The organism is Pontibacter coccineus (assembly GCF_030546575.1).
Classification (GTDB): domain Bacteria; phylum Bacteroidota; class Bacteroidia; order Cytophagales; family Hymenobacteraceae; genus Pontibacter; species Pontibacter coccineus.
In genome coordinates, this window is sequence record NZ_JAUOTN010000003.1 from 440,552 (window position 1) to 463,174 (window position 22,623).

General features: G+C 53.8%; 18 protein-coding genes. 12 read left to right on the forward strand and 6 right to left on the reverse strand.

The genetic code is table 11. The features are described 5' to 3' along the window. Positions 1-139 precede the first annotated feature (139 nt). A complete protein-coding gene (locus Q4E40_RS09115; protein WP_303411585.1) occupies positions 140-733 on the reverse strand; it encodes a histidine phosphatase family protein in 594 nt (197 codons plus the stop codon). Positions 734-1,088: 355 nt separating this feature from the next. Between Q4E40_RS09115 and Q4E40_RS09120 the strand changes: the two genes are divergently transcribed. From Q4E40_RS09120 to Q4E40_RS09130, 3 genes are all read left to right on the forward strand, one after another. Beyond that, positions 1,089-2,198, forward strand: coding sequence for a glycosyltransferase (locus Q4E40_RS09120; protein ID WP_303411587.1), 1,110 nt, complete (start codon positions 1,089-1,091; stop codon positions 2,196-2,198). A gap of 41 nt (positions 2,199-2,239) precedes the next feature. Further along, a complete protein-coding gene (locus tag Q4E40_RS09125; RefSeq protein WP_303411589.1) occupies positions 2,240-3,334 on the forward strand; it encodes a CgeB family protein in 1,095 nt (364 codons plus the stop codon). Positions 3,335-3,444: 110 nt separating this feature from the next. Next, a complete protein-coding gene (locus Q4E40_RS09130) occupies positions 3,445-4,002 on the forward strand; it encodes an NUDIX hydrolase (RefSeq protein WP_303411590.1) in 558 nt (185 codons plus the stop codon). On the opposite strand, the gene hisC is transcribed toward Q4E40_RS09130, so the two are convergent. Then, positions 3,999-6,152: a histidinol-phosphate transaminase gene (gene hisC / locus Q4E40_RS09135; protein ID WP_303411592.1), complete on the reverse strand. Its 2,154-nt coding sequence runs from the start codon at positions 6,150-6,152 to the stop codon at positions 3,999-4,001. The two genes, Q4E40_RS09130 and hisC, sit on opposite strands and share 4 nt — an antisense overlap. A gap of 207 nt (positions 6,153-6,359) precedes the next feature. Between hisC and Q4E40_RS09140 the strand changes: the two genes are divergently transcribed. Both Q4E40_RS09140 and Q4E40_RS09145 read left to right on the forward strand, forming a co-directional pair. Beyond that, a complete protein-coding gene (locus tag Q4E40_RS09140; RefSeq protein WP_303411593.1) occupies positions 6,360-6,812 on the forward strand; it encodes a MarR family winged helix-turn-helix transcriptional regulator in 453 nt (150 codons plus the stop codon). A gap of 77 nt (positions 6,813-6,889) precedes the next feature. After that, positions 6,890-7,705: a TerB family tellurite resistance protein gene (locus Q4E40_RS09145; RefSeq protein WP_303411594.1), complete on the forward strand. Its 816-nt coding sequence runs from the start codon at positions 6,890-6,892 to the stop codon at positions 7,703-7,705. A gap of 61 nt (positions 7,706-7,766) precedes the next feature. Here Q4E40_RS09145 and Q4E40_RS09150 read toward each other — a convergent pair whose 3' ends face one another. Then, positions 7,767-8,366, reverse strand: coding sequence for a DsbA family oxidoreductase (locus Q4E40_RS09150; protein WP_303411595.1), 600 nt, complete (start codon positions 8,364-8,366; stop codon positions 7,767-7,769). Between the two features lie 127 nt (positions 8,367-8,493). On the opposite strand from Q4E40_RS09150, the gene Q4E40_RS09155 reads away from it, so the two are divergent. Beyond that, positions 8,494-9,672 (forward strand): serine hydrolase domain-containing protein, encoded by a 1,179-nt coding sequence (locus Q4E40_RS09155; protein ID WP_303411597.1) that lies wholly within the window; start codon positions 8,494-8,496, stop codon positions 9,670-9,672. Between the two features lie 4 nt (positions 9,673-9,676). Here the strand turns inward: Q4E40_RS09155 and Q4E40_RS09160 are convergent, their stop codons facing one another. The 3 genes from Q4E40_RS09160 to Q4E40_RS09170 form a co-directional block, all read right to left on the reverse strand. Beyond that, a complete protein-coding gene (locus Q4E40_RS09160; protein ID WP_303411599.1) occupies positions 9,677-10,534 on the reverse strand; it encodes a DUF4846 domain-containing protein in 858 nt (285 codons plus the stop codon). A 192-nt stretch (positions 10,535-10,726) separates the two neighbouring features. Next, the gene (locus Q4E40_RS09165) at positions 10,727-13,996 is read right to left on the reverse strand and encodes an amidohydrolase family protein (protein WP_425475173.1); all 3,270 of its coding nucleotides are present in this window, start codon (positions 13,994-13,996) and stop codon (positions 10,727-10,729) included. A 473-nt stretch (positions 13,997-14,469) separates the two neighbouring features. Further along, positions 14,470-15,012, reverse strand: coding sequence for a hypothetical protein (locus Q4E40_RS09170; protein ID WP_303411602.1), 543 nt, complete (start codon positions 15,010-15,012; stop codon positions 14,470-14,472). Between the two features lie 502 nt (positions 15,013-15,514). Between Q4E40_RS09170 and Q4E40_RS09175 the strand changes: the two genes are divergently transcribed. The 6 genes from Q4E40_RS09175 to Q4E40_RS09200 all read left to right on the forward strand — a co-directional run bounded on the left by Q4E40_RS09175 (position 15,515) and on the right by Q4E40_RS09200 (position 22,509). Further along, on the forward strand, positions 15,515-15,796 hold the full coding sequence (locus tag Q4E40_RS09175; RefSeq protein ID WP_303411604.1) for an ATP-dependent Clp protease adaptor ClpS: 282 nt from the start codon (positions 15,515-15,517) through the stop codon (positions 15,794-15,796). Between the two features lie 11 nt (positions 15,797-15,807). After that, the gene (recR, locus tag Q4E40_RS09180; RefSeq protein ID WP_303411606.1) at positions 15,808-16,416 is read left to right on the forward strand and encodes a recombination mediator RecR; all 609 of its coding nucleotides are present in this window, start codon (positions 15,808-15,810) and stop codon (positions 16,414-16,416) included. Between the two features lie 190 nt (positions 16,417-16,606). Further along, positions 16,607-17,815: a pyridoxal phosphate-dependent aminotransferase gene (locus Q4E40_RS09185; protein WP_303411607.1), complete on the forward strand. Its 1,209-nt coding sequence runs from the start codon at positions 16,607-16,609 to the stop codon at positions 17,813-17,815. Further along, positions 17,815-18,834, forward strand: coding sequence for a bifunctional heptose 7-phosphate kinase/heptose 1-phosphate adenyltransferase (locus Q4E40_RS09190; RefSeq protein WP_303411610.1), 1,020 nt, complete (start codon positions 17,815-17,817; stop codon positions 18,832-18,834). Before Q4E40_RS09185 ends, Q4E40_RS09190 begins: the two co-directional genes overlap by 1 nt. Beyond that, entirely contained in the window at positions 18,815-20,614 is a 1,800-nt protein-coding gene (locus Q4E40_RS09195) for a TrkH family potassium uptake protein (protein ID WP_303411612.1), read from the forward strand. The genes Q4E40_RS09190 and Q4E40_RS09195 overlap by 20 nt, the downstream gene beginning before the upstream one ends. A gap of 95 nt (positions 20,615-20,709) precedes the next feature. Beyond that, the gene (locus Q4E40_RS09200) at positions 20,710-22,509 is read left to right on the forward strand and encodes a TrkH family potassium uptake protein (RefSeq protein ID WP_303411614.1); all 1,800 of its coding nucleotides are present in this window, start codon (positions 20,710-20,712) and stop codon (positions 22,507-22,509) included. The last annotated feature ends 114 nt before the right edge of the window (positions 22,510-22,623 follow it).

The following is a 22,623-nucleotide window of genomic DNA, read 5'->3' on the forward strand; positions in this document are numbered from 1 at the left end:
AGTATATTGATTACAAAGCAAGAATCAGTACCTCCCTAAAATGTTGCTAACAGATTAGACTTTGTGATAAGGGAAAACATAGTATATAGGAAAGCGAATTCTCAGATACCCACCACTCAAATTCCCGCTGCTGGTGATTTTATTTTTTCTCCAGCATCGTCACACTCAAAAAGCCACTGCCCTCCCGGATGACCGACTTCCAGCCCAGGTCCTGGAGGTACCAGCGTATAAAGTTGTTGAGCAACCCATGCGCCACCAATACCACGGGCTGCTTATGTTCTGCTTGCAGCGCCAGGAAGGAGGCCGCTTCCTGGGCCCGCTGTTTTGCCTGCCTGAAGGTTTCGATTCCCTGGCTGTTGAGCCCCAGCATCCAAAGCACCCTGGCACTCACCAGCCAGAGCCGGATGGGAAGCCGTAGCAGGGGCAGGGAGAAGATCCGGCGCTCAAACTCCCGGAACTCATGCCGCACGACCAGCTCCACCTTCTCCCCGAAAATCTGGCGGGCTGTGAGCTGTGACCTAATCAGGGTGCTGCAGTATACCTGGCGGATCTCCTGGTAGGGGATGGCCTCATGCTCCATGACAAACTGCTCCACCTCTGCCGCGTCGTAGTCGCTGATGTAACTGCTTGCAGCTGCCTTGCTAAAGTAACCCTTTTTAGACACCACCGGCCGCGCATGGCGGATCAGGAAGATACGCCCTCTGGTAAGACTGGTCTCTGGTGCTCCTTTCAAGTTAAGGCTCGCGTGGTTCAAACATCTTATACGCAAGGCGTAAACGTGCGATGCCTGGGCACCATTTGGCGGCTAAGAATCATGCATGGTTTTAGAGGACAGGGCAGTACAGGATGCACGCCTGATAAAAAAACGCAAAAAACCGAAGTTCACATTAACGGAATCCGGCTTGCACGCGTATTAGAGTGCACTGCCGGTAGACGCTGGCAGGCCGGCCATTGGCCCATCCTTAAACCTGGCTGGCACGCATACCAATTTCTATACCTGTCTCCAAAGCCGTTCTGCAACCGGACGGACAAGGTATACTGGCCCGAACCAAAACATGATGTAACACATATCTACACCAGAAAAGATAATGAAGACACCCCTTTACCCATCGACGATCCTGATGACTGCCGATACGGTTGGCAGCGTATGGACGTACGCACTGGAGCTAACAAGAGCCGTAGCAGCCCATGGCACCACCGTGGCGCTGGCGACCATGGGAGAGCCCATGAGCGATGAGCAGCGCGCGCAGGCCGAAAGCATCTCCAACCTAACGGTATATGAAAGCGAGTACAAACTGGAGTGGATGGACGCTCCGTGGGAGGACGTGGAGAAAGCCGGAGAGTGGCTGTTGCAGTTGCGCGACCAGGTGCAGCCCGACCTAATCCACCTCAACCACATGAGCTTCGGCAGCCTGGACTGGGGCAAGCCCGTGCTGGCAGTCATTCACTCTTGTGTGCTGTCGTGGTGGCGTGCCGTGAAGCAGGAGGAAGCCCCAAAAAAATGGAACAGGTATAGCGAAATGGTGCGCAAAGGGCTGCAGGCCGCTGATGTGGTGGTAGCCCCGACACAGGCCATGATGCATCAGGCAGGCGAGCTGTACGGTCCCTTCAAACACAGTGCCGTGGTCTACAACGGGCGCGGACAGCAGTACTTCCAGTTCGGGCGCAAAGAGCCATTCGTGTTCAGCCTGGGCAGGGTGTGGGACGAAGCCAAGAACATCTCGATGCTGGCGCACATTGCCTCGGACCTGCAGTGGCCGGTTTACATAGCCGGTGAGGGCAAACACCCGGAAACGGGGGAGGCCATGGAACTGGACAACGTTTACTTCCTGGGTCAGCTGACCAACAAAGAGGTGACCGACTGGCTGTCCCGGGCGTCCATTTATGCGCTGCCTGCCAAGTACGAGCCTTTTGGGCTGACGGTGCTGGAGGCTGCCATGTCGGGTTGCGCGCTGGTAGTGGGCAAGACCGAAAGCATGGCCGAGGTATGGGGCAACGCCGCCCGCTACGTAGACCCGGCCAGTGCCGACGAACTGCGCGATGCGATCGAGAATCTGATAGAAGACGAGTTTTGCCGCAACATCATGGCTTGCCGTGCCGTGAAGCGCTCGCATGGATACACCGCCGACCAGATGGCCCAGGACTACAGTTACCTGTACGGGCAGCTGGTGGAGGCACCGGTTTCGGTTACGAAATGAAAACCTAGCTTATCTTTACCAAAAATTTGTCAGACGAGGGCATGAACATCGTTATACTTGGCCTATCTATTACCATTTCCTGGGGCAATGGCCATGCCACCACTTACCGTAACCTGGTGCGGGCACTGCACACCAATGCACACCGGGTCTTGTTTCTGGAAAGAAAGCCTACGCAGCGCACCGCCCCCGATCTGGGAGAGCCGGACTTCTGCGAGATCGGCACGTACGCATCGCTGGACGAACTGCAGCAGTACACGGAGCAGGTGCGTGAGGCCGATATGGTGATTGTGGGATCCAGCCTGGCGGAAGGAAACGCCATCGGCAAATGGGTGATCGAGACGGCAAGGGGCATCAAAGCCTTTTACGATCTGGATGCGCCTGCTACCCTCACCGAACTGGAAGGCCAGGGGCCAGCCTACCTGAGTGCCAGCCTCATTCCTGCCTTCGACCTATACCTGTCCTGCACGGGCGGTCCGGCGCTGGAGCTGTTTGAGCACAAGTATGGCGCCCGCATGGCACGACCCCTGTATTTTTCGGTTGACCCAACACTTTACCACCAGGAGTACCGCGAGATCAAATGGGACCTGGGCTACCTGGGCGCTTATTCAGAAGACCGGCAGTCGACTTTGCAGAAGTTGATGGTGGATGCCGCCGCACAGTGGCCCACCGGGCGTTTTGCAGTGGCCGGCACGAAGTACCCTGAAGACATGGGCTGGCCCGGCAACATCACCATGCTCCACCACCTGACTCCGGCGGAGCACCGCGACTTCTTCAACAGCCAGCGTTTTGCCCTGAGCATCGCCCGCGCCGGCACCAGCAGGTTTGGCTATACCCCGAGCATGCGACTTTTTGAAGCGGCCGCCTGCTGCACGCCTGTTATTTCTGACTATTGGGAAGGTATAGAGACCCTGTTTGAGCTTGAGTCTGAGATTCTGATCACCAAGAGCGCCACCGAGACGCTCCGTTACCTCCGCGAGATCTGTACTTCTGAGCGGAAGGCCATCGGCATGCGGGCTCGTCGCAAAGTGATGGCGCACCACACCGCCGCACACCGCGCCCACGAGCTGGAAACCTACGTCGGGGAGCTCATGACCCTGGACACGTCAAATGAAGAACAGCTGGAAACGATAAACTGATATAAACTGGTTTAATTGAAATGAGCCATACCTGATATGCTGTGAGGCAGGTATGGCTCCTTTTTGTGCGGCAGCCAGCCAGACTGCTCCGCGCTGATATTTTAAAAACAATGACTAAAAAAGGAATAGAGCGCTGGAAGACACTCAAGTCGGAGGTAGTATTTGATCACAAGTGGTATACCTTGCGACGCGACCACGTGGAGCTGCCCAACGGCCACCAGATGGACGATTACTTCGTGAGCGTGCGGCCTGATGTGGTGCTCACGTTTCCAATAACGGAAGATGGTCATGTGCTCTTTGTTCGGCAATACAAACACGCTGCCAGCGATATCTTCATAGAATTGCCGGGCGGTGTGATCGACGCGCACGAAACCTACCCAAAAGAAGCGGCCCGTCGTGAACTGCTGGAAGAAACCGGCTATACCTCCGACGACGTAGAACTGCTCCTGGAAGTGATCGACAACCCCACAAAGGATACCAACAAGATCTACTTCTTCCTGGTGCGCCATGCGCGCGAAGTCGCCGCCCAGGACCTGGACGAGAGCGAACACATTGAAGTGCTAAAAGTGCCCCTCCAAGAGGTCGGGCAGATGGTGCTCAACGGACAGATACACGTGTCGGGTTCGGTGGCACTTTGTCTGCTCGCCCTCCGCAAACTGGGGCTTTAGTCAGCTACCTGCCAAGCGGTAGCCGCGATGATGTTGGTACCTTTCCAGTGCAAGGTATAGCCAGCGGTTTGTGCAACAAGGCTGAACTGCGGATGCAGGTCTAGCTCCTCCTGGATTCGAGTTGCTGTCACCTGAACCGGAGCAGGCTTAAAACCATTTCGTGTGAGGCGGTGCTGCCAGGCGTCCAACCGTTCGTGGCGCTCAACCCGGTCATTTCCCTCAAAGGCTACCACATTGAGGATCTCCCTGCCAAAAAACTCCTGCTCGATCACGCGGCGCTCCGGCATATCGGCTGGCAACAGCGTGTCCAGCACATCAAACACGGTGTGGTAGTGGCGCAGTGACTCCCGCAGGCGGGGCAGAAAATCAAGTCGGTTGTGCTCCGAGTCTGGTTCGGTGAGGGTGAGCAACTGCGGCTGCAACTCCCGGATCTGCTCCAGCGCCCGGTCGCGCTGGTCAGGTATAGCCACCAGTTCGTCGGCGAGGTGGTGCAGGGTGAGCGCGGCATTCACGATCAAGGTATGGGAGGGGTCGATCTCCAGTGACTGCAGGTCAAAGTCTTCGAGGCAGGTGGCGACATAGGTATAGCTGAACGCGAGGCCCAAACGCTCGGCGTGCGCTGCCAAACGCGAGCCCGTAGCCCGGAGCTTGTACGCCGGGTCCTCATTGCTGCTGTCCGGTATATCAATGCCCGTGAGATGCAGGCTGGGGCGCTCACCGGGCAGGGCTGCCAGCAACTCCATCAAATGAAACCACTGCAAACCGCTGCCTATACCCAGATCGAGCAGGTATACCGATGACTTCCCGGCAATGGCTGGCATGATGGAGTGATTGGCAAAGCGGTGCCCAAACGTGACCAGCGGTGTGGCCGTCACCAGCACGTTAAAGGCCGCGATCATGTCCATCTCCCCGAAATTAGAAGCATAGAGATTACCTGAGTCCTTCGTTATACCTTGCTGGCATCGCATAACTAGGGCGCGTGCGAAAGCCTGCGCAATGCGGCCTTCTGCATCTGTCTGCTCAGCTGCTCTGTTCAGCAAATCGTGTGCGCCGGCTGTCGCTTCTTCCGGCTGATCCTGTACTTGATAGCCTAGGTCAAGCACTTGTGCCAGCAGGGGCTGTGTGGCGTAAACGCGGGCGGGGTGTAATAATTCTTGTAGCATTTGCAGCAGGTATAACTGGTGTTCGTCCGGGCCTATGGTCAGGCGCAAGGTATGGTGGTCGGCGCGGCGCACCAAAATGTTGTTGGCGAGTAGGTAACTGTGTATGTCATCGGCGCTGTAGCCGCCGGCGTCGAGCAGCAGGAAATTGCCCTGCGAAGGCCAGATCTGCACACCCATTTTATGCAGGGCCTGTTCCAGTTTGCTTTTTCCAACCTGCGTGGCTCGCAGTGTCATCTGCAGGAACTGTTCGTCCTCCAGGGCTGCCAGGGCAGCAACCTGGGCCAGCTGGTTGACATTGTAGGGTTGTTTTACTTCCAGCACCTGCTCGATCAGGTGGCGCTGTGCGATCATGTACCCGATGCGAACAGAGGCGAGTCCGTAGGCTTTGGAGAAGGTGCGCAACACAACCAGGTTGGGATAACGCGACAGCAGAGCCACCGCATCCGCACAATCGGGAGCGGTAACATACTCGATGTACGCCTCGTCGACCACCACCGTAACGTGAGCCGGCAGCAAGTCCAGTACCTGCTCCAATTCAGTGCTTGTCAGGTAAGTGCCGGTCGGATTGTTGGGGTTGCAGATAAAGCAAAGCCGGGTAGTAGGCCGCAACTGACGTTTTAAAGCCGCCACATCGATCCGATAGCTACTGGTCAGTGGAATCTCGGTGCAGGGGACCCGCAAGGCGTGGGCTTCGTGGCAGTACAGCGGGTATGAGGGCGTAAAAGTCAGTATCTCTCCGTCCTTGTCGTAACCGCAAAAGCGACGCACCAGCAGCGAAATCAGCTCTGCTGACCCGCTTCCCACCACAATCTCGTCGGTCTGTACCCCTAACTTGCTGGCTAAAGCACGTCGCAGCTCGGTCGCGTCGGGGGTGGGGTAACCGTGCACGCTGCTGAGGGCTTGTTGCATGGCGGCAAGTACCTGCGGCGATGATCCGAACAGGTTTTCGTTGGTGGCAGCTTGATAAGGGGGGCGTTTAGTTTCCATAGGCAGATGATGAAGCGCGCTGGTGTTTATTGCAATATAGCACTTAAGGAATGTATATTATATTTTAAATGTGGGTAAAGCATAAAAAAATAAGAACAAAATTAAATTTATGAAAAGTGCTCCAAGCGAGGAGTAACTAAATGTCTGAAAATGTTGTATATACAATTATTGCAATCGTTATTGCATTCTAATACTAGATTTTTTCACATGAAGTTAGAAGATGAGTTGAAGATGCCAAAGTTCAGGAACCCTTACCAGAAGGCTTCCCTGAACCTGATGTTTACGGGTGAGTGGATGATGGCACGTGTCGACAGCCTGCTCAAGCCCTACGACATTTCGTCGCAGCAATTCAATGTGCTGCGCATCCTCAGAGGACAGCAGGGGAAACCCATCAACCTGTTTACGATACAGGAACGGATGCTCAACCGTATGAGCAATGCCACCCGATTGGTGGAGAAACTGCGTTTGAAGGGACTGGTGACCCGCGAGCTTTGCGAACAGAACAGACGCAAGGTAGAAATCTCCATCACTGAAAAAGGCATCGACCTGCTCGATAGTCTGGATCCGCTGATGAAGCAGTTGGAGGAGGACACGTTCAAGAACCTGTCTGCTGAAGAGGCCCAGCACCTGAGCGACACGCTGGATCGGGTAAGAGACTAAGAGGGACAGGATGTTCCGGGTCGCTTAACTTCTGACAAGCCCTGCCGTTTAAATGTCAGTAAGAAGACTAAAAAGCTATGGAACAAGAACAAACCACATTATTGAAAGATTATACCATGGAGGAAAAGGGCGCCTATTTAGCGGCCCTGGCTTCTGTGGCCTCTGCCGATGGACACGCCTCTGAGGAGGAACTGGAGTTTTTGAGGGTATTGTGCGAAGCTGCTGAGATGTCTGAGAATGTAGAACAGGAAGTGCTGTCTATTGCCCAGAATCCCTCCCAGATCAGCATGCAGCGTGTGTTGGACGTGCTTAAGAAGAGCCAGCTCCGCTTTCCTTTCATCACCGATATCATCAGTTTTGCCAAAGCCGATGGCGAGTACACACAGGATGAGCAAAAACGCATTCAGGGAATGGCCAACTACCTGGGGGTAGACCAGAAGCAGTACAGTTTGCTGGAGCAGTTTGTGGACAAAGCCGATGAGGCGCAAAAGCAGGGGGAAGATCCGAGTTCGCAGGCCTTTATGAGCAAGAACGGCTTTGGCGACATGTTCAAGAATGTCGGCATTTCGCCGCAGATGGTGCAGGGTATACTCGGTATTGCCGCGCCGATTGTGCTGGCCCGCCTGATGAGTGGCGGCAAGCGCCGTGGCGGAGGTATGATGGGCGGCATGGGCGGTGGTCTTTTGGGCGGATTGCTTGGCGGCATGATGACAGGCCGCGGTGGCCTAATGGGAGGTGGCCGACGTTCTACCAGCGGACTGGGCTCGATGGCCTCAGTGCTGGGGGGGCTGAACGGCCGTAGCCGCTACGGCGGCATGGGCTCCGGTGGATTAGGCGGCTTGTTAGGCGGTCTGCTTGGCGGCGGTAAACGGGGTGGTGGAACCAGTTGGTAGGTATAGCATAAGTAGAAGTAAATCTACAGGCATGTCAGGAAATAGGCAGGAACTGGAGGCGCTATGCTTCCAGCTCCTGTTTTATAAGCCGCCGCATGTCTTCTTCTCGCAGGAGCCCCCGCACCATTTTGTTGCCGATGATAAAAGTAGGAACAGCCTGTATGCCCAACTCCTGAGTAGCATGGCGTAGCGCCTGCTGATGTGCTTCCTTATACCTGCGAGTCTCCAGCGCCTGCCGGAACTCCCGTTCATCTAAACCAACCTCACCTGCCAGTTTTGTCAGCACGTCCACATCCCCGATGTCCTGTTCTTCCTGAAAGAAGGCGGTGAACATGCGATGGGTATACGCTTCTCCTTTCCCGTGTTCTTTGGCATACTGATAGCCTTCAAAAGACAGGTGAGTGCAAGGTTGTGGCGACACGTTTGGTAATATGATATGTATACCTAACTGGTTGCCCATCGGGTACACCGAGTTTTCCCAGGTGGTTTGCAGGTAGTCGTCTTCTGGCCGAAGGGTGAGTGTAGGCTCTGGCCGCAGTTCAAAGGGCATCCACTCTACCTGTGCCTGCTCTTCCATACCTTCCAATGCCTTTTTCAGCACCTGCTCTCCAAAAAAGCAGTAGGGGCAAACATAATCGGAGTATACCTTTATTTGTAACATAGCTTCCTTCTTTATTGGTGATAGTTTACCCGCTGTCAGGTTGTTTTGCTCTAAGGCTGCCTAACTTTGAAAAGGATAAAGCTGAATTGTGTAGATTTATCACCTGAATCGCCTTACACCTGATACCATGCTGAAAAGAAGAATATTATACCTGGCACTGGCTTTTAGCACATTCGCCTGCCAGCAACAGCCGCAGCAAATCACTGCCAGCACGCAACAAGCCAAAGACAAGGTATACTACCCCGGCAAAGGCGATAGCTGGGAAAAGAAGCAGCCAGAACAGCTAGGCATGGACGCAGCGCTACTACAGGAGGCAGTAGACTGGGCTAAGCTGCAAGAGACCACCCAGATGTCTAGGGACTTCTCCACACAGGAGGAAATCTTCGGCAAAATGCTCGGTCCTATACCTGACGACCGGGCCAGCACCAACGGCATCATCCTGAAGAACGGCTACATTGTGGCGGAGTGGGGCGAGACCGATCGTGTAGACCCAACTTACAGCGTAGCCAAAAGCGTGCTCTCCACTATTTTAGGTATCACGATCGACCGCGGCCTGATCAAAGACATCAACGACCCGGTTGCAACTTATGTGCAGGACGGTGGCTATGATTCAGCGCAAAACCGCAAAGTAACTTGGGAGCACCATGCGCGGCAAACCAGTGAATGGGAGGGCGAGCTTTGGGGCAAAAAGTATGACTTCGTGGGAAAAGAGGAGTACGGCCGTGGCGAACGCAAGCCGCGTGAATTGCAGGAGCCGGGCACCTATTACGAATACAACGACGTACGCATCAACCGCTTTGCTTTGTCGCTGCTGCGCCTTTGGAAGAAGCCCTTGCCGGAAGTTTTCAAAGATGAGGTGATGGACCCGATCAATGCTTCGAACACCTGGCAATATGTACCTTACCGCAACTCTTACGTGGAAATTGACGGCAAGCGTATGCCATCGGTGAGCGGCGGTACCCGCTGGGGCGGCGGCCTCTGGATCAGCGGCCGTGACGAGGCCCGCTTCGGCTACCTCTTCCTGCGCAATGGCCGCTGGAAGGATAAGCAGATCGTGTCGGAAGAGTGGGTGAAAGAAGCAACGACCTCCCGCGGAAGCGTTGGTCCCGACTATGGCTACCTGTGGTGGCTCAACACCGAAGGCAAAGCCTGGCCGAGTGCTCCCACTACCAGCTATGCTGCTTTAGGAGCCGGACAGAACACGATCTGGGTAGATCCGGAGCATGATATCGTGATCGTGTGGCGCTGGCATAATGGGAACCCGGATGAGTTGATCAAACGGGTGCTGGCAGCGGTGAAGGAGTAGAAGCTTAAAACCGTTTCAGGTGACTTTTCTGGAAAGTCCATTCCGGGGTGATAAGCGGACCTTTAAAGTTAGTGCTGTACCAGGGGCTTATACCTGGGTTCATCGGGTTCTTCAAAATCTGGATTTCCTGAGCGGGCATGTAGCTTTGGGCCAGCAAGTACAGCTTTTCCCCTGTCTGCTCAAGCACAGCTACGTCCATCACGATCACGGCATGGCCAGGGCTTCCGCCTTTGATGAACACATCGCCAACCTGCAGGTCATCCATCGAAACCGCTTTCATTTCTCTTTCCAACGACAGCGTGCCGGCATAGGTAAATACGACTTGCAAGTAATCCATGAAAGATGCATACGACGTGGCAGGTGCCGCCTTCTTCACCCAGGAGCAATTATTCCCCTTCACATTCACCCGATAGCCTTGCCGCCACTTGCTGTAATCAGCCCTGAAACCACTGGTGAAGTTGAAGTGAATAGCATCGTATTTTTCCTGCCCATACAAATACTCCGCCCGCAAGCGCATTACGGCGTCGGCGCATTGCTGCAGATCGCGGTTGCCTACATCAATAGCGAGCACGGCATCATAAATACCCTCGTTGGCTTTTAAGGCACCGTTGTAGTAGTGCACCTGAGCGCCGTGCGGTTTTAATTTGAAGTGTTGGAGATAAGCGCCAAAGCTGTTTTGGGGCTGCACTGCTCTTTTGTAACCTGTCGGTGGGGAGAACCTCTCTGCTATGGTCTTCCCAGCAGGGTTAATCAGCACTTCGGTTTCGGCTATACCTGCTGGCATATCAGCCGCAACCTGTTCTGCTTTGGAACCGCAGGCCGTGATCACAATAAAGAGGAGGCTGTAGAGGTATAGCGGCATAGATGAAAGGGTTTTATTTTATAACTAAATTAATAGTTATTACATGAAACGCAAGTATTTTGTTGATAGTCAGTTGCTTTTTGCCCAAACGAGCCACTTAGAAGCCCGAAAAAGATGCGCTGAGCCCGCAAAAACAAAACGCCCCGGCTCAGACGAGTCGGGGCGTTTTAGTATCAGGTATACCTGAATATCTTAATGACGACAAGTACAGTTCTCACCGGCTATACCTTCAGTGCGGGTATCGGTACCTTCGTGCCAGTCAAAGGACGAAGCGTACTTGTTGTTTTCCCACCAGAATTTACCCGGCTTGCGTTCGTAGTTGCCTGTTTCGTTTAGGGTAGCGGCATCAAACAGACGGCCATTTACCATGGTGTAGCGCACGTGCTCTGAGTTCTGGATGTTCTCCAGCGGGTTCTGGTCCAGCACGATCAGGTCGGCCAGTTTGCCCGTCTCCAGGGAGCCGATGTCCTTGCTCATTCCCAGGTACTCGGCACCGTTCAGGGTGGCGGCACGGAGGGCTTCCATGTTCGTCATGCCGCCTTGCTGCAGCATCCACAGTTCCCAGTGCGCGCCCAGGCCTTGCAACTGTCCATGGGCACCGAGGTTCACTTTCACGCCGGCATCAGTCAGGGCCTTGCAGGCTTCAGAGGTTTTGAAGTAACCGTTCTTGTATTCCTCGTCAGGTACCTGCATCACAAAGCGCGAGCGCCCGTCAATTACCGAACGTGGCGTGAACTTCAACAGGCGGTCCTTCTCCCATACCTTGGTGTTCTGGTACCAGTAGTACTCGCCGCTGGTGGCGCCGTAGTTCACGATCAGGGTAGGAGTGTAGCCGGTTTTAGAGGCTTTCCATACCTCCACCACGTCTTTGTAGAGCGGGTGAACCGGAATATTGTGCTCGATGCCGGAGTGGCCGTCCAGGATCATGCTCATGTTGTGGAAGAAGGTCGAGCCGCCTTCCGGTACCACGGTCATGTCGAGTTCGCGGGCTGCCTGAATAATCTGCTGGCGCTGCTCACGGCGTGGCTGGTTGTAGCTCTTCACCGAGAAACCACCGGCGGCCTGAATACGGCGCAGGTGCGAACGGGCATCGTCGAGGCTGTTGACCACGGCTTTGAAGTTGCCATCAGCACCGTACAGAATCGTGCCTGTTGAGAAAATGCGCGGACCAACCATATGGCCTGCCTTCACGGCTTCGGACTGACTGAAAACCATCTCGGTAGTAGAAGACGGGTCGTGCGTGGTGGTTACACCGTAAGCCAAATTGGCCAGATAAGACCACTGCTGCTTCGGGCTCATGCCGTTGCGGAACGTGCCCAGGTGCGCGTGCACGTCAACGATGCCCGGCATGATGGTTTTGCCGCTGGCATCGATCACTTTGGCGTCTTTCGGCACAGCGATTCCTTTGCCCACCGACACTATGCGGTTGCCGTCTACTACAATCGTACCGCCTTCAATCACTTCATCGCCCTTCATCGTGATGATGCGTGCGTTGGTGAAGGCTACTTTGCCTTGTGGTTTATCAGTTTTGAACTCCAGCCCGATCTTTATACCTGTGGTATCGATGGCAGGCAGTTTCTCCGGCGCACCTTCCAGGAAAGCGAAGCGGTTCTTCAGGTCGTTGGAGAAGTACTCGTCACCCAGTACCCAGTTCACTTTCTTGCTGTCGCCTGACCAGTGCACGCTCGTGCCGGCGTCTTTGGTGAAGCGTGCCACTGGCAATGCCTTGGTCTCAGCGCTCAGTTCCATACCTGCTCCATTGGCCGAGAATGGCACTACGTAACCGTTGAACAGCTCCACAAACGCCAGCCACTTGTTGTCCGGGCTTGGGTAGAACTGGTCGGTGTAAGTAGAGGTATAGTGCGTGCGCTCCTCCTTGCCGTTCAGGTCCACGCTCTTGAAGGTATACTTACCACCACCGCCAGACGTGAAGAAAATACGGTCAGACGAAGCATTGAACAGCGGGTTGAAGCCATTTTTCATAACCAACGTCGGGTTTTTGCCTTCTGCTGTCATGTAGTATGTGCCGCGCTCGTTGCCATGCGCATAGCCCATGTGGTTGTTGCCACCATCTTTGCTGTACAAAATAAGCTTGCCGTTTGGCGAGAAAGAGGCGTTGGTATAAAAGCCTTTCTCTGAAGTCAGCTTGGTTGGCTTGGCGTTCTTCTTGCGGATGTCCACTTTCACCAAGGCACCCAGGTTTTCATCGTCCCAGGTAGAGAACACGAGAGTTTTGCCGTCAGGCGAGAAAGTCGGGTAGAATTCGAAGTCTTTGCCATTGGTCACGCGCACCGGCTTACCATTTGGCAATTCCTTCTTGTAAATATGACCGGCCGCGTTAAACACCAGCAGCTTGCCGTCAGGTGAGGTCACAGCATGGCGAATGGCCTTGGCAGTAAACTGGTCCGGCGATACACCTGCTTTGCTGAAGTCGTGGCGAACTGCTTCGGCAATGTGGTGTGTGGCCGTCGCTTCGAAGGGGATGTTGGTTACTTTCTGGCTGGCTACGTCAATCTTGTTGATCTTACCGCCTGCCCAGAATACGATGCTTTTGTTATCAGGTGTCCAGGAGAAGTATGGGTATACGCCGAAAATGGCCCAGGCTTCCTGTTGGTCGTGGTTCAGTTGGTCGTAGATCGGCCATTGCTCACCTGTCTTCAGGTCGTGGATGAAAAGTACCGATTTGGTGCGCACACGACGCACGAAAGCCAGTTGCTTGCCATCGCGGGAGATAACCGGACGAACCGAGCCACCATTTCCGGTCACCACGTTCTCGATCTCTCCTGTGTTGCGGTCCACGCGACGGATCACGTAGATCTGGCTATTCGGGTCTTTGTTGTACTCAAACGTAGTGCCGCCGCTCATGTCTTCAGAGTAGTACACATACTTGCCGTCCGGCGAAACTACCGGTTCGCCGGCATCCTGCTGGTCGTTTTTGCGCTTGGTTAGCTGTACGCCGCTACCACCTGATCTGTGGTACATCCACATCTCACCTGCACCCAGCGAACGGGAGGCTGTAAAGTGTTTGCGGGCGATCAGGTACTCGCCATCGGGCGTCCAAACGGCGTTGTTCAGCAAACGGAAGTTCTCTTTGGTGATCTGTTTGGCATCAGAGCCGTCGCGCTTCATCACCCAGATGTTGTCGCCACCACCGGCGTCAGAAGTAAACGAAATGAACTTGCCATCGGGGCTGAAACGCGGCTGCACCTCGTAAGCACGGCCGCTGCGCAGCAACTTAGCCTTACCGCCAGACATTGGCATAATGTAGATGTCGCCGAGCATGTCGAAAACGATCTCCTTGCCGTCCGGACTCACGTCCAGGCTCATCCAGGTGCCTTCGTCGGTTGTTACGGTGATTTCTTTCTGCGGTCCGCGGGCTTCCTCCACGTTCCACTTGTTGTCTTTTTTGTCCTGCGCCGTGGCTGTGCCCAATGGTAAGGCAAGCGCCGCCGCCAGGAACATACTCCAATAGGTATGCTTCTTCATGACAGGGTGTAAGTCGATTAGATTAGGTTTGATTCTCAAATTTAACGATTTGAGGGGAGAAATCAGAAAAGGTTTAATAGAGTGTGCAGGAATGATGATAGCGGAGGGGAGCCTAAGTGGAATGAACAGTGGTTTTGTAGGGACAGGTCGTGACCTGTCCCTACAATGGCTGTGGTATGAACTATACCTTGTCAGCAGCTATACCTGTCATTCTGGAAGAGTCTTGGTGGAAGGGAGGAAACACAAAGCTACCAGGCATCATACCTTCTTCCTCACGGTTAGTATTCAGTAGACGCTTATTTCCTGCTATACCTTAAAGGTGTAAGTTGTGCCCTGCAGGCACGGGGATAAGGGTATCCCCAGCAGGTGGTTTTCGGATGTGGACATCCGGAAAAGCAAAGTTTTCAGGAAGGTGTAGATTGGAGAGGTGTTAAATTGATTCCTATACCTTACTCCACCTCAAACTCCCGCGGCAAATCAAAGCTCAGTGGCTTGTTGCGGCTGTGGATCTGCTCCAGGAAATTGTCAAGCTCATCTTTATACTCCAGGTGGTAGTCCTCGTGCAGGTACTTGCGGATGAGCTGGATGGTGCGCTGCAGGAGGCGGGCGGTGGCGGTATAAAAGGCTTTGTAGTAACTGTCGAACTGGCCGGTGAAGTTGTCGAATATCAAGCGCAGCAGGTATAGGTGCAGGTCGGTTTCGAGTTTCACATCCTTGGTAATACGCTTAAAACGGGCAATCTCCTTGGCCGACTTGCGCAGCGACTTGGTCAAAGCCCGACCCAGGTAGCGGCCGGTGGTGTCCATCATCAATTCGCGTATCTTTTCGGCGGTTTGCTCATAGGCCTCCTCCGGCGTGAGTTCGCCCAGTTCAATGGCCAGCAAATCGTACAGTTCCCCGTCACGGCGGGCAGCTTTGAGGATGATGGCTTCCTTTTCTTTGTCGCTCAGCTGCTTGACAGCTTTTTTAAAACCAGTGGAGACGGTTGGCATAGGTGATTCAGGCAAAATATGATAAAGCCAGAACGGTGGCAGTTTGCTATGGTTGCAACCACAACGGCTATACCTGTAAAACTAGGCAAAATTGACGTGCTGTTCAAGATGACGCTTGGCTAAGTGCTTTATAAAATTGTATCCTTTAGGGCAGGGTTGTTTCATCCTATGGCAACACACGCAACACGCACGGTCATTCTGAAAAGAAACTTGGTGGAAATAGAGGGCCCCTACCCCCGGGAGGTTAAGCTTATGCGGCTTGCCCACAAGATCCTTTCAGGATGACAAAGAAGATAATGAGGCGGACCTGCCCTCGAAGTGCGAATTCCATGCATCATAATTCTACCGTTATCTCCTCAAATTATCTGCCACTATAGGAATTATGCCCGGCTCCGGATTGTTTAAACCTATACCTTTTTTCAATTGATTGGAGCTTGCCGGGAGGCTGTTTTTATAGCAATTTCCGCTTCCGTAGCTCCATAAAAATTCGTAATTTTGCACCATGAATATTGAGACTCAGATTTTACATCAGGATGAGGTGGCCCTGCTCGAAGAGAGCACCGATCTGCGCAACTTGATTGTGTATAACGACGACGTGAATACATTTGACCACGTGATCGCCACGCTGATCAAGGTGTGCGGCCACTCGGCGGAACAGGCGGAGCAATGCACGCTGCTGATCCACTATAAAGGCAAATGCACCGTGAAGGTAGGGTCTTTCGAGGAGCTGGCGGGTATGTGCACCGCCCTCCACGACAAAGACCTTTCAGCCAACATCGAGTAGCGGGAGGTTGAATGGAATTTCCGTCTAAACTGATTGAGAACGCCGTCGAGGAGCTGGCCAAGCTTCCGGGCGTAGGGCGCAAAACTGCCCTGCGGTTGGCGCTGCACCTGCTCAAAGAAGAGTCTGAAGAGACGTTTCTGCTGGCCGAGGCGCTCGTGAAAATGCGTACCGAGGTGAAGCACTGCAAGGAATGCCATAACATTTCCGATACTGAGGTATGCGGTATCTGCCTGAACCCCCTGCGCGACCGCAGCCTGCTGTGCGTGGTAAGCGATATCCGCGACGTAATTGCGATCGAAAACACCTCGCAGTTCAAAGGTCTGTACCATGTGTTGGGTGGTGTGATTTCGCCGATCGAAGGCGTTGGCCCGTCGGACCTGCACATCGATTCGCTGCTGGAGCGCTTGCCAAACTCCGAAGTAAAAGAGATTCTGCTGGCCATCAGCCCTACCATGGAAGGTGACACCACCGCCTTTTACCTGACCCGCAAGCTCCGCGACCACCAGGTAAGAATCACTACCATCGCTCGTGGCGTTCCGGTAGGGGGCGAGCTGGAGTATACCGACGAAATCACCCTGGGACGCAGCATTGTAGAGCGTACGTCGTACGGGAAGAATTAGAACTCAAGATTAATAATAGCTGGAAAGGGACATGCGTAACGCATGTCCCTTTTTTTGTTCCCTGGGAAAGGGAGGTATAGGTATAGTGCAGCGTCCCGGCTTGCGCCATACCTATCGCGCCATATTACCTTCCCACTTCAATGGAAATCTCTTGCATTATATTAACTTTGGAGCTTAATTCAGAAGAACCATGCAGAACGTAGCATCACACATACTTTCAGACAGAATCATGGCGCTCTCGGAGTCGCAGACCATCGCGATGGCCAAAAAAGGCCGTGAACTGGCAGCTCAGGGATTCGATATCATCAACCTGAGCTTCGGGGAGCCGGACTTCCAGACGCCACAGTACATCAAAGACGCCGCCAAGCAGGCCATTGACGAGGGCTTTACCTTCTATACCCCGGTGCCGGGTTTCCCGGCGCTGCGCCAGGCCATTGCCGACAAATTCAAGCGCGACAATAACCTGGATTATGCACCGGAAAACATCGTGGTATCGACCGGGGCCAAGCAATCCATCGCTAATGCCGTGATGTGCCTGGTGAATCCTGGAGACGAGGTGATCGTATTTTCGCCTTACTGGGTGTCGTATGAGGAGATCGTGAAGTTGGCGGAAGGCACCCCGGTGCCGCTGCAGGGCCGTCTGGAGAATGATTTTAAAGTAACGCCGGAGCAACTGGAGAGCGCCATTACCTCCAACACCAAGTTAGTGATGTACTCTTCGCCCTGCAACCCAACCGGTTCGGTGTTCGACGAGCAGGAGTTGCTGGCGCTGGCCAAAGTGCTGGAGAAGCATCCGCAGGTATACGTCATCGCCGACGAGATCTACGAGTACATCAACTTTGGGGGTAAGCACGCCAGCATGGCCAGCTTCGACTTCATCAAAGACCGCGTGATCACTGTGAACGGCTTTTCGAAAGGCTATGCCATGACCGGCTGGCGTGTGGGCTATATTGCCGCGCACAAAGACATTGCCGCTGCCTGCGATAAAATGCAGAGCCAGATCACGTCCGGCACCTGTTCCATTGCCCAGAAAGCGGCCCATGCGGCACTGCTCGGGGGAAATGAATCGGCTCTGGAAATGCGTGATGCCTACCGCCGTCGACGTGACCTCGTGCTGGAGATCATGCAAGGTATACCCGGCTTCAAGACCAATGTGCCCAACGGCGCCTTTTATATATTCCCGGATGTGAGCCATTATTTTGGCAAAAGCTACAACGGACAGATCATCAGCAGCGCGCTGGACCTGAGTCTATACCTGCTCACCGACGCCCATGTGGCCCTGGTGAGTGGCGAGGCCTTCGGTGCGCCGCAGTGCATCCGTTTCTCTTACGCCACATCCGACGATAAACTAATTGAGGCGCTCCGCCGCATCAAGGAGAGCCTCGCCAAATTGCAATAATGAATCAGCATACCAATTTAGAAGATATATTCAGTGCGTTTGACCGCCTGACCGTGCTTATTGTGGGCGATGTGATGATCGACTCATACCTGTGGGGCAAGTCAACGCGCATCTCGCCGGAAGCACCGGTGCCGATCGTGAACGTGGTGAAGCGCGAGAAGCGCCTGGGCGGGGCTGCCAACGTGGCCCTGAACGTGCAGGCCATGGGCGCAACGCCGCTGCTCTGCTCCGTGATCGGTGACGATCCGGATGGCGGTGATTTCCTGCGCCTGATGGAAGAGCGCAAGCTCTCCACCGAAGGCATCGTACAGAGCCCGGAGCGCGTGACCACGATCAAGCACCGCATTATAGCCGGTGGTCAGCAACTGCTGCGCGTGGACGCTGAGATCGAGCACAACCTGGCCGACTACGAGGAGCGCCATCTGGAGGAGCATTACCTGAAACTGCTCGATCGGGCCGATGTGATCGTGTTTGAGGATTACGACAAAGGCGTGTTCTCGGAGCAAAACATTGCCCGCTTCATCGAACTGGCCAACGAGCGCGGTATACCTTCCGTGGTGGACCCAAAGAAGAAAAATTTCCTGAGCTACAAAGGCTGCACGCTTTTCAAACCCAACCTGAAAGAACTCAAAGAAGGTTTGAAAGTAGACTTCCCGGACGAGAACCTGCCTGCTTTTGAAGAAGCCGTTGCGCAGCTGCAAACCAAGCTAACGACCAGGCAAGTGCTGGTAACGCTGTCGGAGCGCGGCGTGTTTGTGGCCGATGGCGAAGAGAAGACGTATATACCCGCCCACCGCCGCTCTATTTCCGATGTGTCCGGTGCAGGCGATACCGTGATCAGCATTGCGGCGCTTTGTATGGCGCTGAAAACATCGCTGCCTTTTATGGCCGGCCTGAGCAATCTGGGCGGCGGGCTGGTGTGCGAACAGGTAGGCGTGGTGCCTGTCGACAGAAACCGCTTGTTCCAGGAGGCAAACGTGAACAGGCTGTACGAAATCCATGAACACCGAACAGCTTAACAGGCTTCTATACGGCAGTAAACTGTGGGCATACATGCTGATGCGCCGCACGACCTATGTGCTCACCATCGTGGCGATAGGACTGCTGCTGTATGCGCACGGTGTTGTAACAGACCCCAAAACCCTTCAGCTTATCTATTACGCCATCGATGCCATACTTGGCGTCTTTGTCCTGATCTACCTGTTGCGAATACTGTATGGCTTTGAGCGGTTAAAATTCCTGCAGCGGACCTGGTTCGAAGGAATGATGATGGCCCTCATTCTGATCAACCATGTAAGCACCTACCTGTTCAACATTCCTGTCATCTACAATGTTTTTGAGGGGCTGGGGATGCCGCTTTCTGTAGAGGTATACCGGCTTCTGGTGTCGCTCTACATGCTGATGCTGCTGGTAGTGGAGTTGCTCGAGACCCGGGTGCACCTGAAAACCCTGCAGGTAAAACCGGCTGTTATATTCCTGATGAGTTTTCTTTTGCTCATTGCCATCGGCACCGCCATGTTCATGTTCCCCAAGATGACCAACGACCCGGATGGCATGCGTTTCATCGATGCCCTGTTTATGGCCACCAGTGCCTCATGCATCACCGGGCTGGCAGTCGTGGATCCGGGCACCTACTTTACTTTTGCGGGGCAGGTAGTGCTGTTGGGGCTGGTGCAGCTGGGCGGTTTGGGCGTAATGACCTTTGCCACCTTCTTTGCCACGCTGATGCGGCAAGGCATCGGTATAAAGCAGCACGTGGCCATGTTCGAGATCATGGAAAGCGAATCCATCTCGTTCACAAAAGGGCTGTTGCGCAAACTGATCTTGATGACGCTCTCCATTGAGGCGATAGGGGCTATGATCATTTTTGCGACCTGGAGCAACGAAGTGGAGTTTGTAGGGCTGGGGAGCAAGATATTCTTTTCCGTATTTCATGCTGTGTCGGCCTTTTGCAATGCGGGCCTCTCCCTGTTTCCCGAAGGCCTTTACAGCAATCCGCTGCAAAACGCCTATGTCATGCACCTGACCATTGCGGCAATGGTTATCCTGGGCGGCATCGGTTTCCCGACCATGCTGGATGTGTTTTCACCGGATGCCATGCGTACCCGGATGGCGATGCCCTGGCGCAACTGGAAAATGATGACACGCGTGACAGTGTATACCTCGGCCGCCCTGCTGGCCTTTGGCACCGTTACCTTTTTTCTGCTGGAGTACTTCAACACGCTGTCGCACCTGAACTTTGCGGAGGCGCTCATTACGTCCTTTTTCCAGTCAGCCACCACCCGCTCCTCTGGGTTCCACACAGTGGATATGTCAGCCATTTCGGTGCCGGCCCTGCTGATCATGATGATGCTGATGTTCATCGGGGCCTCGCCGGGTTCGATGGGCGGCGGTATCAAGACGACGACCTTCATGGTGATCATCCTTTCGGTGTGGACAACGATCGTGGGTAAGCGTAACATCGAGATCGGGAAAAGAACCATCCCACACTCGGTTTCTTACAAGGCTTTTGCGGTGTTCACCTTTGCGGTAGGCTTCAACATCATCTTTCTGATCATCCTCTCTATTTCGGATTCACAATTCGATATCCTTCGTCTGGCGTTTGAGCAGGTATCGGCTTTTGGTACGGTAGGGCTGAGTACTGGTATCACGGCCGGCCTCTCAGATGTAGGCAAAACGATCATCATCATGTCGATGTACATTGGCAGGGTAGGCACACTCACGCTGGCGCTCGCTATCAGTACACGGGTTCCTTCCAATGCCTATAAATATCCGGATACACATCTTTCGATCGGTTAAGGAATGGTTACTACGTATGAAGGAGCAAATATGAGAGTGGAGTACCCTACACAACAGGCAGCAGTGGCAGATATTACTGAAAGCTACACAAGTATATGAATACAGAAAGGCTCAACAGGGCGCTATATGGTAGCAAGCTAAAGGCGTATGCCATTATGCGCCGAACGACTTACCTGCTCACACTGGTTTCGGTGGGTTTGCTGGTTTACGCGCATGGTATGCTGGAGAACCCGGATGCCGTACAGAAAGTGTTCTATGCCATAGACGGGATTTTTACTGTCTTTGTAGTCATTTACCTGCTTCGAATATTGTATGCCTTTGAGCGGGTGAGGTTTCTCAAGCGCACCTGGTTTGAAGGCACCCTGATGGCGATTGTTTTCATCAACCTGGTGGGCACCTACCTGCTGCAACTGCCCCTTATTTACAACCTGTTTGAAAGCGCTGACATTCTGCTTTCAGTGGAACTGCACCGGTTGGCGGTATCCATATACATGCTGGTGCTGCTTTTGATCGAACTGCTGGAAACCCGGGTTTACTTCAAGGTCCTGCAGTTTAAGCCGACAGTTGTCTTCCTGCTAAGCTTCGTGTTCCTGGTGCTGCTGGGTGCCGGACTCCTGATGATGCCGAACATGATCACCTCACCAGGCAGTATGCGCTTCATCGATGCCCTCTTTATGGCCACCACCACCTCCTGCGTAACAGGCTTGGTGGTGGTGGATCCGGGTACATACTTCACGTTCTCGGGGCAAGTGGTTCTGCTGATGCTGATACAGTTGGGAGGGCTGGGTATTCTGACCTTTGCCACTTTCTTTGTTTTACTCATGCGGCAGGGAATGGGCATAAAGCAGCACCTGGCCATGTACGAAATACTGGAAAGTGATTCGCTCTTCTCCACCCAAAACCTGTTGCGCAAACTGGTGTTGATGACATTTACGATCGAAGGGATCGGGGCGCTGATCATCTTTACGACCTGGGACAAAGACCTGGAATTCGTCAGCCTGGGCAGCAAAATATTTTACTCCATTTTTCACTCAGTTTCAGCTTTTTGCAATGCGGGCATCTCACTTTACCCGGAGGGGTTGTACACAGTGCCTGTGCGCTATTCATATGCGCTGCATCTCGTCATCGCGGCGCTGATTATTCTGGGCGGCATCGGTTTCCCGACTATAATTGATATAATGTCCCCTCAATCGATTCGGGCGCGCATGTCGGCTCCCTGGAAAAACTGGAGATTGCTCACCCGCATTAGTGTATATACCTCTGTCGGTCTGATTGTTCTGGGTACCGTGGGGTTTTTCCTGCTGGAGTACTTTAACACGCTGGCACACCTAAACTTCGGGGAAGCCGTGATCACCTCCTTCTTTCAGTCTGTCACCACCCGCACGGCTGGCTACAACACTGTGGATATATCGGCTCTGACGGTGCCGACCCTGCTGATGTTCGTCTTTCTCATGTTTATCGGCGCTTCTCCCGGTTCCACGGGCGGGGGTATCAAAACGACCACATTCCTCATCATCCTGCTCACTGTTTGGACAACCATACGGGGTAAGCGTTACGTGGAAATCGGCAAGAGGACGATCCCGCATGCTGTGTCTTACAAAGCCTTTACGGTGTTTGCCTTTGCGGCCACACTCAACCTTCTGTTCCTGTTTATCCTCACCATCACCGATTCGCAGTTCGACGTGATGCGGCTCGCTATTGAGCAGGTATCCGCCTTTGCCACAGTGGGGCTCAGCACAGGTATAACAGCCGGTATGTCGGATGCCGGAAAATGCGTGTTAATTCTATCTATGTTCATCGGGCGGGTGGGTACGCTCACCCTTGCTGTCGCGCTGAGCACCCGCGCTTCCACAACCGCCTACAAATACCCCGAAACGCAAGTGCCGGTCGGGTAGGAGAGTCTAGGAGTTTTAGTGTTTAAAAGTTGAGGAGTTGTGAATTAGAGCGTATAGAGCAGAGCGTTTGGCAGGGATTATAATTCCGCTTTAAGATTCCGGAACCATACTAAC

Coding starts and splice junctions, on each gene's coding strand:
- Q4E40_RS09120 (WP_303411587.1), top strand. CDS start 1,089: ATGAAGACACCCCTTTACCCATCGACGATCCTGATGACTGCCGATACG.
- Q4E40_RS09125 (WP_303411589.1), top strand. CDS start 2,240: ATGAACATCGTTATACTTGGCCTATCTATTACCATTTCCTGGGGCAAT.
- Q4E40_RS09130 (WP_303411590.1), top strand. CDS start 3,445: ATGACTAAAAAAGGAATAGAGCGCTGGAAGACACTCAAGTCGGAGGTA.
- hisC (WP_303411592.1), bottom strand. CDS start 6,152: ATGGAAACTAAACGCCCCCCTTATCAAGCTGCCACCAACGAAAACCTG.
- Q4E40_RS09140 (WP_303411593.1), top strand. CDS start 6,360: ATGAAGTTAGAAGATGAGTTGAAGATGCCAAAGTTCAGGAACCCTTAC.
- Q4E40_RS09145 (WP_303411594.1), top strand. CDS start 6,890: ATGGAACAAGAACAAACCACATTATTGAAAGATTATACCATGGAGGAA.
- Q4E40_RS09150 (WP_303411595.1), bottom strand. CDS start 8,366: ATGTTACAAATAAAGGTATACTCCGATTATGTTTGCCCCTACTGCTTT.
- Q4E40_RS09155 (WP_303411597.1), top strand. CDS start 8,494: ATGCTGAAAAGAAGAATATTATACCTGGCACTGGCTTTTAGCACATTC.
- Q4E40_RS09160 (WP_303411599.1), bottom strand. CDS start 10,534: ATGCCGCTATACCTCTACAGCCTCCTCTTTATTGTGATCACGGCCTGC.
- Q4E40_RS09165 (WP_425475173.1), bottom strand. CDS start 13,996: ATGTTCCTGGCGGCGGCGCTTGCCTTACCATTGGGCACAGCCACGGCG.
- Q4E40_RS09170 (WP_303411602.1), bottom strand. CDS start 15,012: ATGCCAACCGTCTCCACTGGTTTTAAAAAAGCTGTCAAGCAGCTGAGC.
- Q4E40_RS09175 (WP_303411604.1), top strand. CDS start 15,515: ATGAATATTGAGACTCAGATTTTACATCAGGATGAGGTGGCCCTGCTC.
- recR (WP_303411606.1), top strand. CDS start 15,808: ATGGAATTTCCGTCTAAACTGATTGAGAACGCCGTCGAGGAGCTGGCC.
- Q4E40_RS09185 (WP_303411607.1), top strand. CDS start 16,607: ATGCAGAACGTAGCATCACACATACTTTCAGACAGAATCATGGCGCTC.
- Q4E40_RS09190 (WP_303411610.1), top strand. CDS start 17,815: ATGAATCAGCATACCAATTTAGAAGATATATTCAGTGCGTTTGACCGC.
- Q4E40_RS09195 (WP_303411612.1), top strand. CDS start 18,815: ATGAACACCGAACAGCTTAACAGGCTTCTATACGGCAGTAAACTGTGG.
- Q4E40_RS09200 (WP_303411614.1), top strand. CDS start 20,710: ATGAATACAGAAAGGCTCAACAGGGCGCTATATGGTAGCAAGCTAAAG.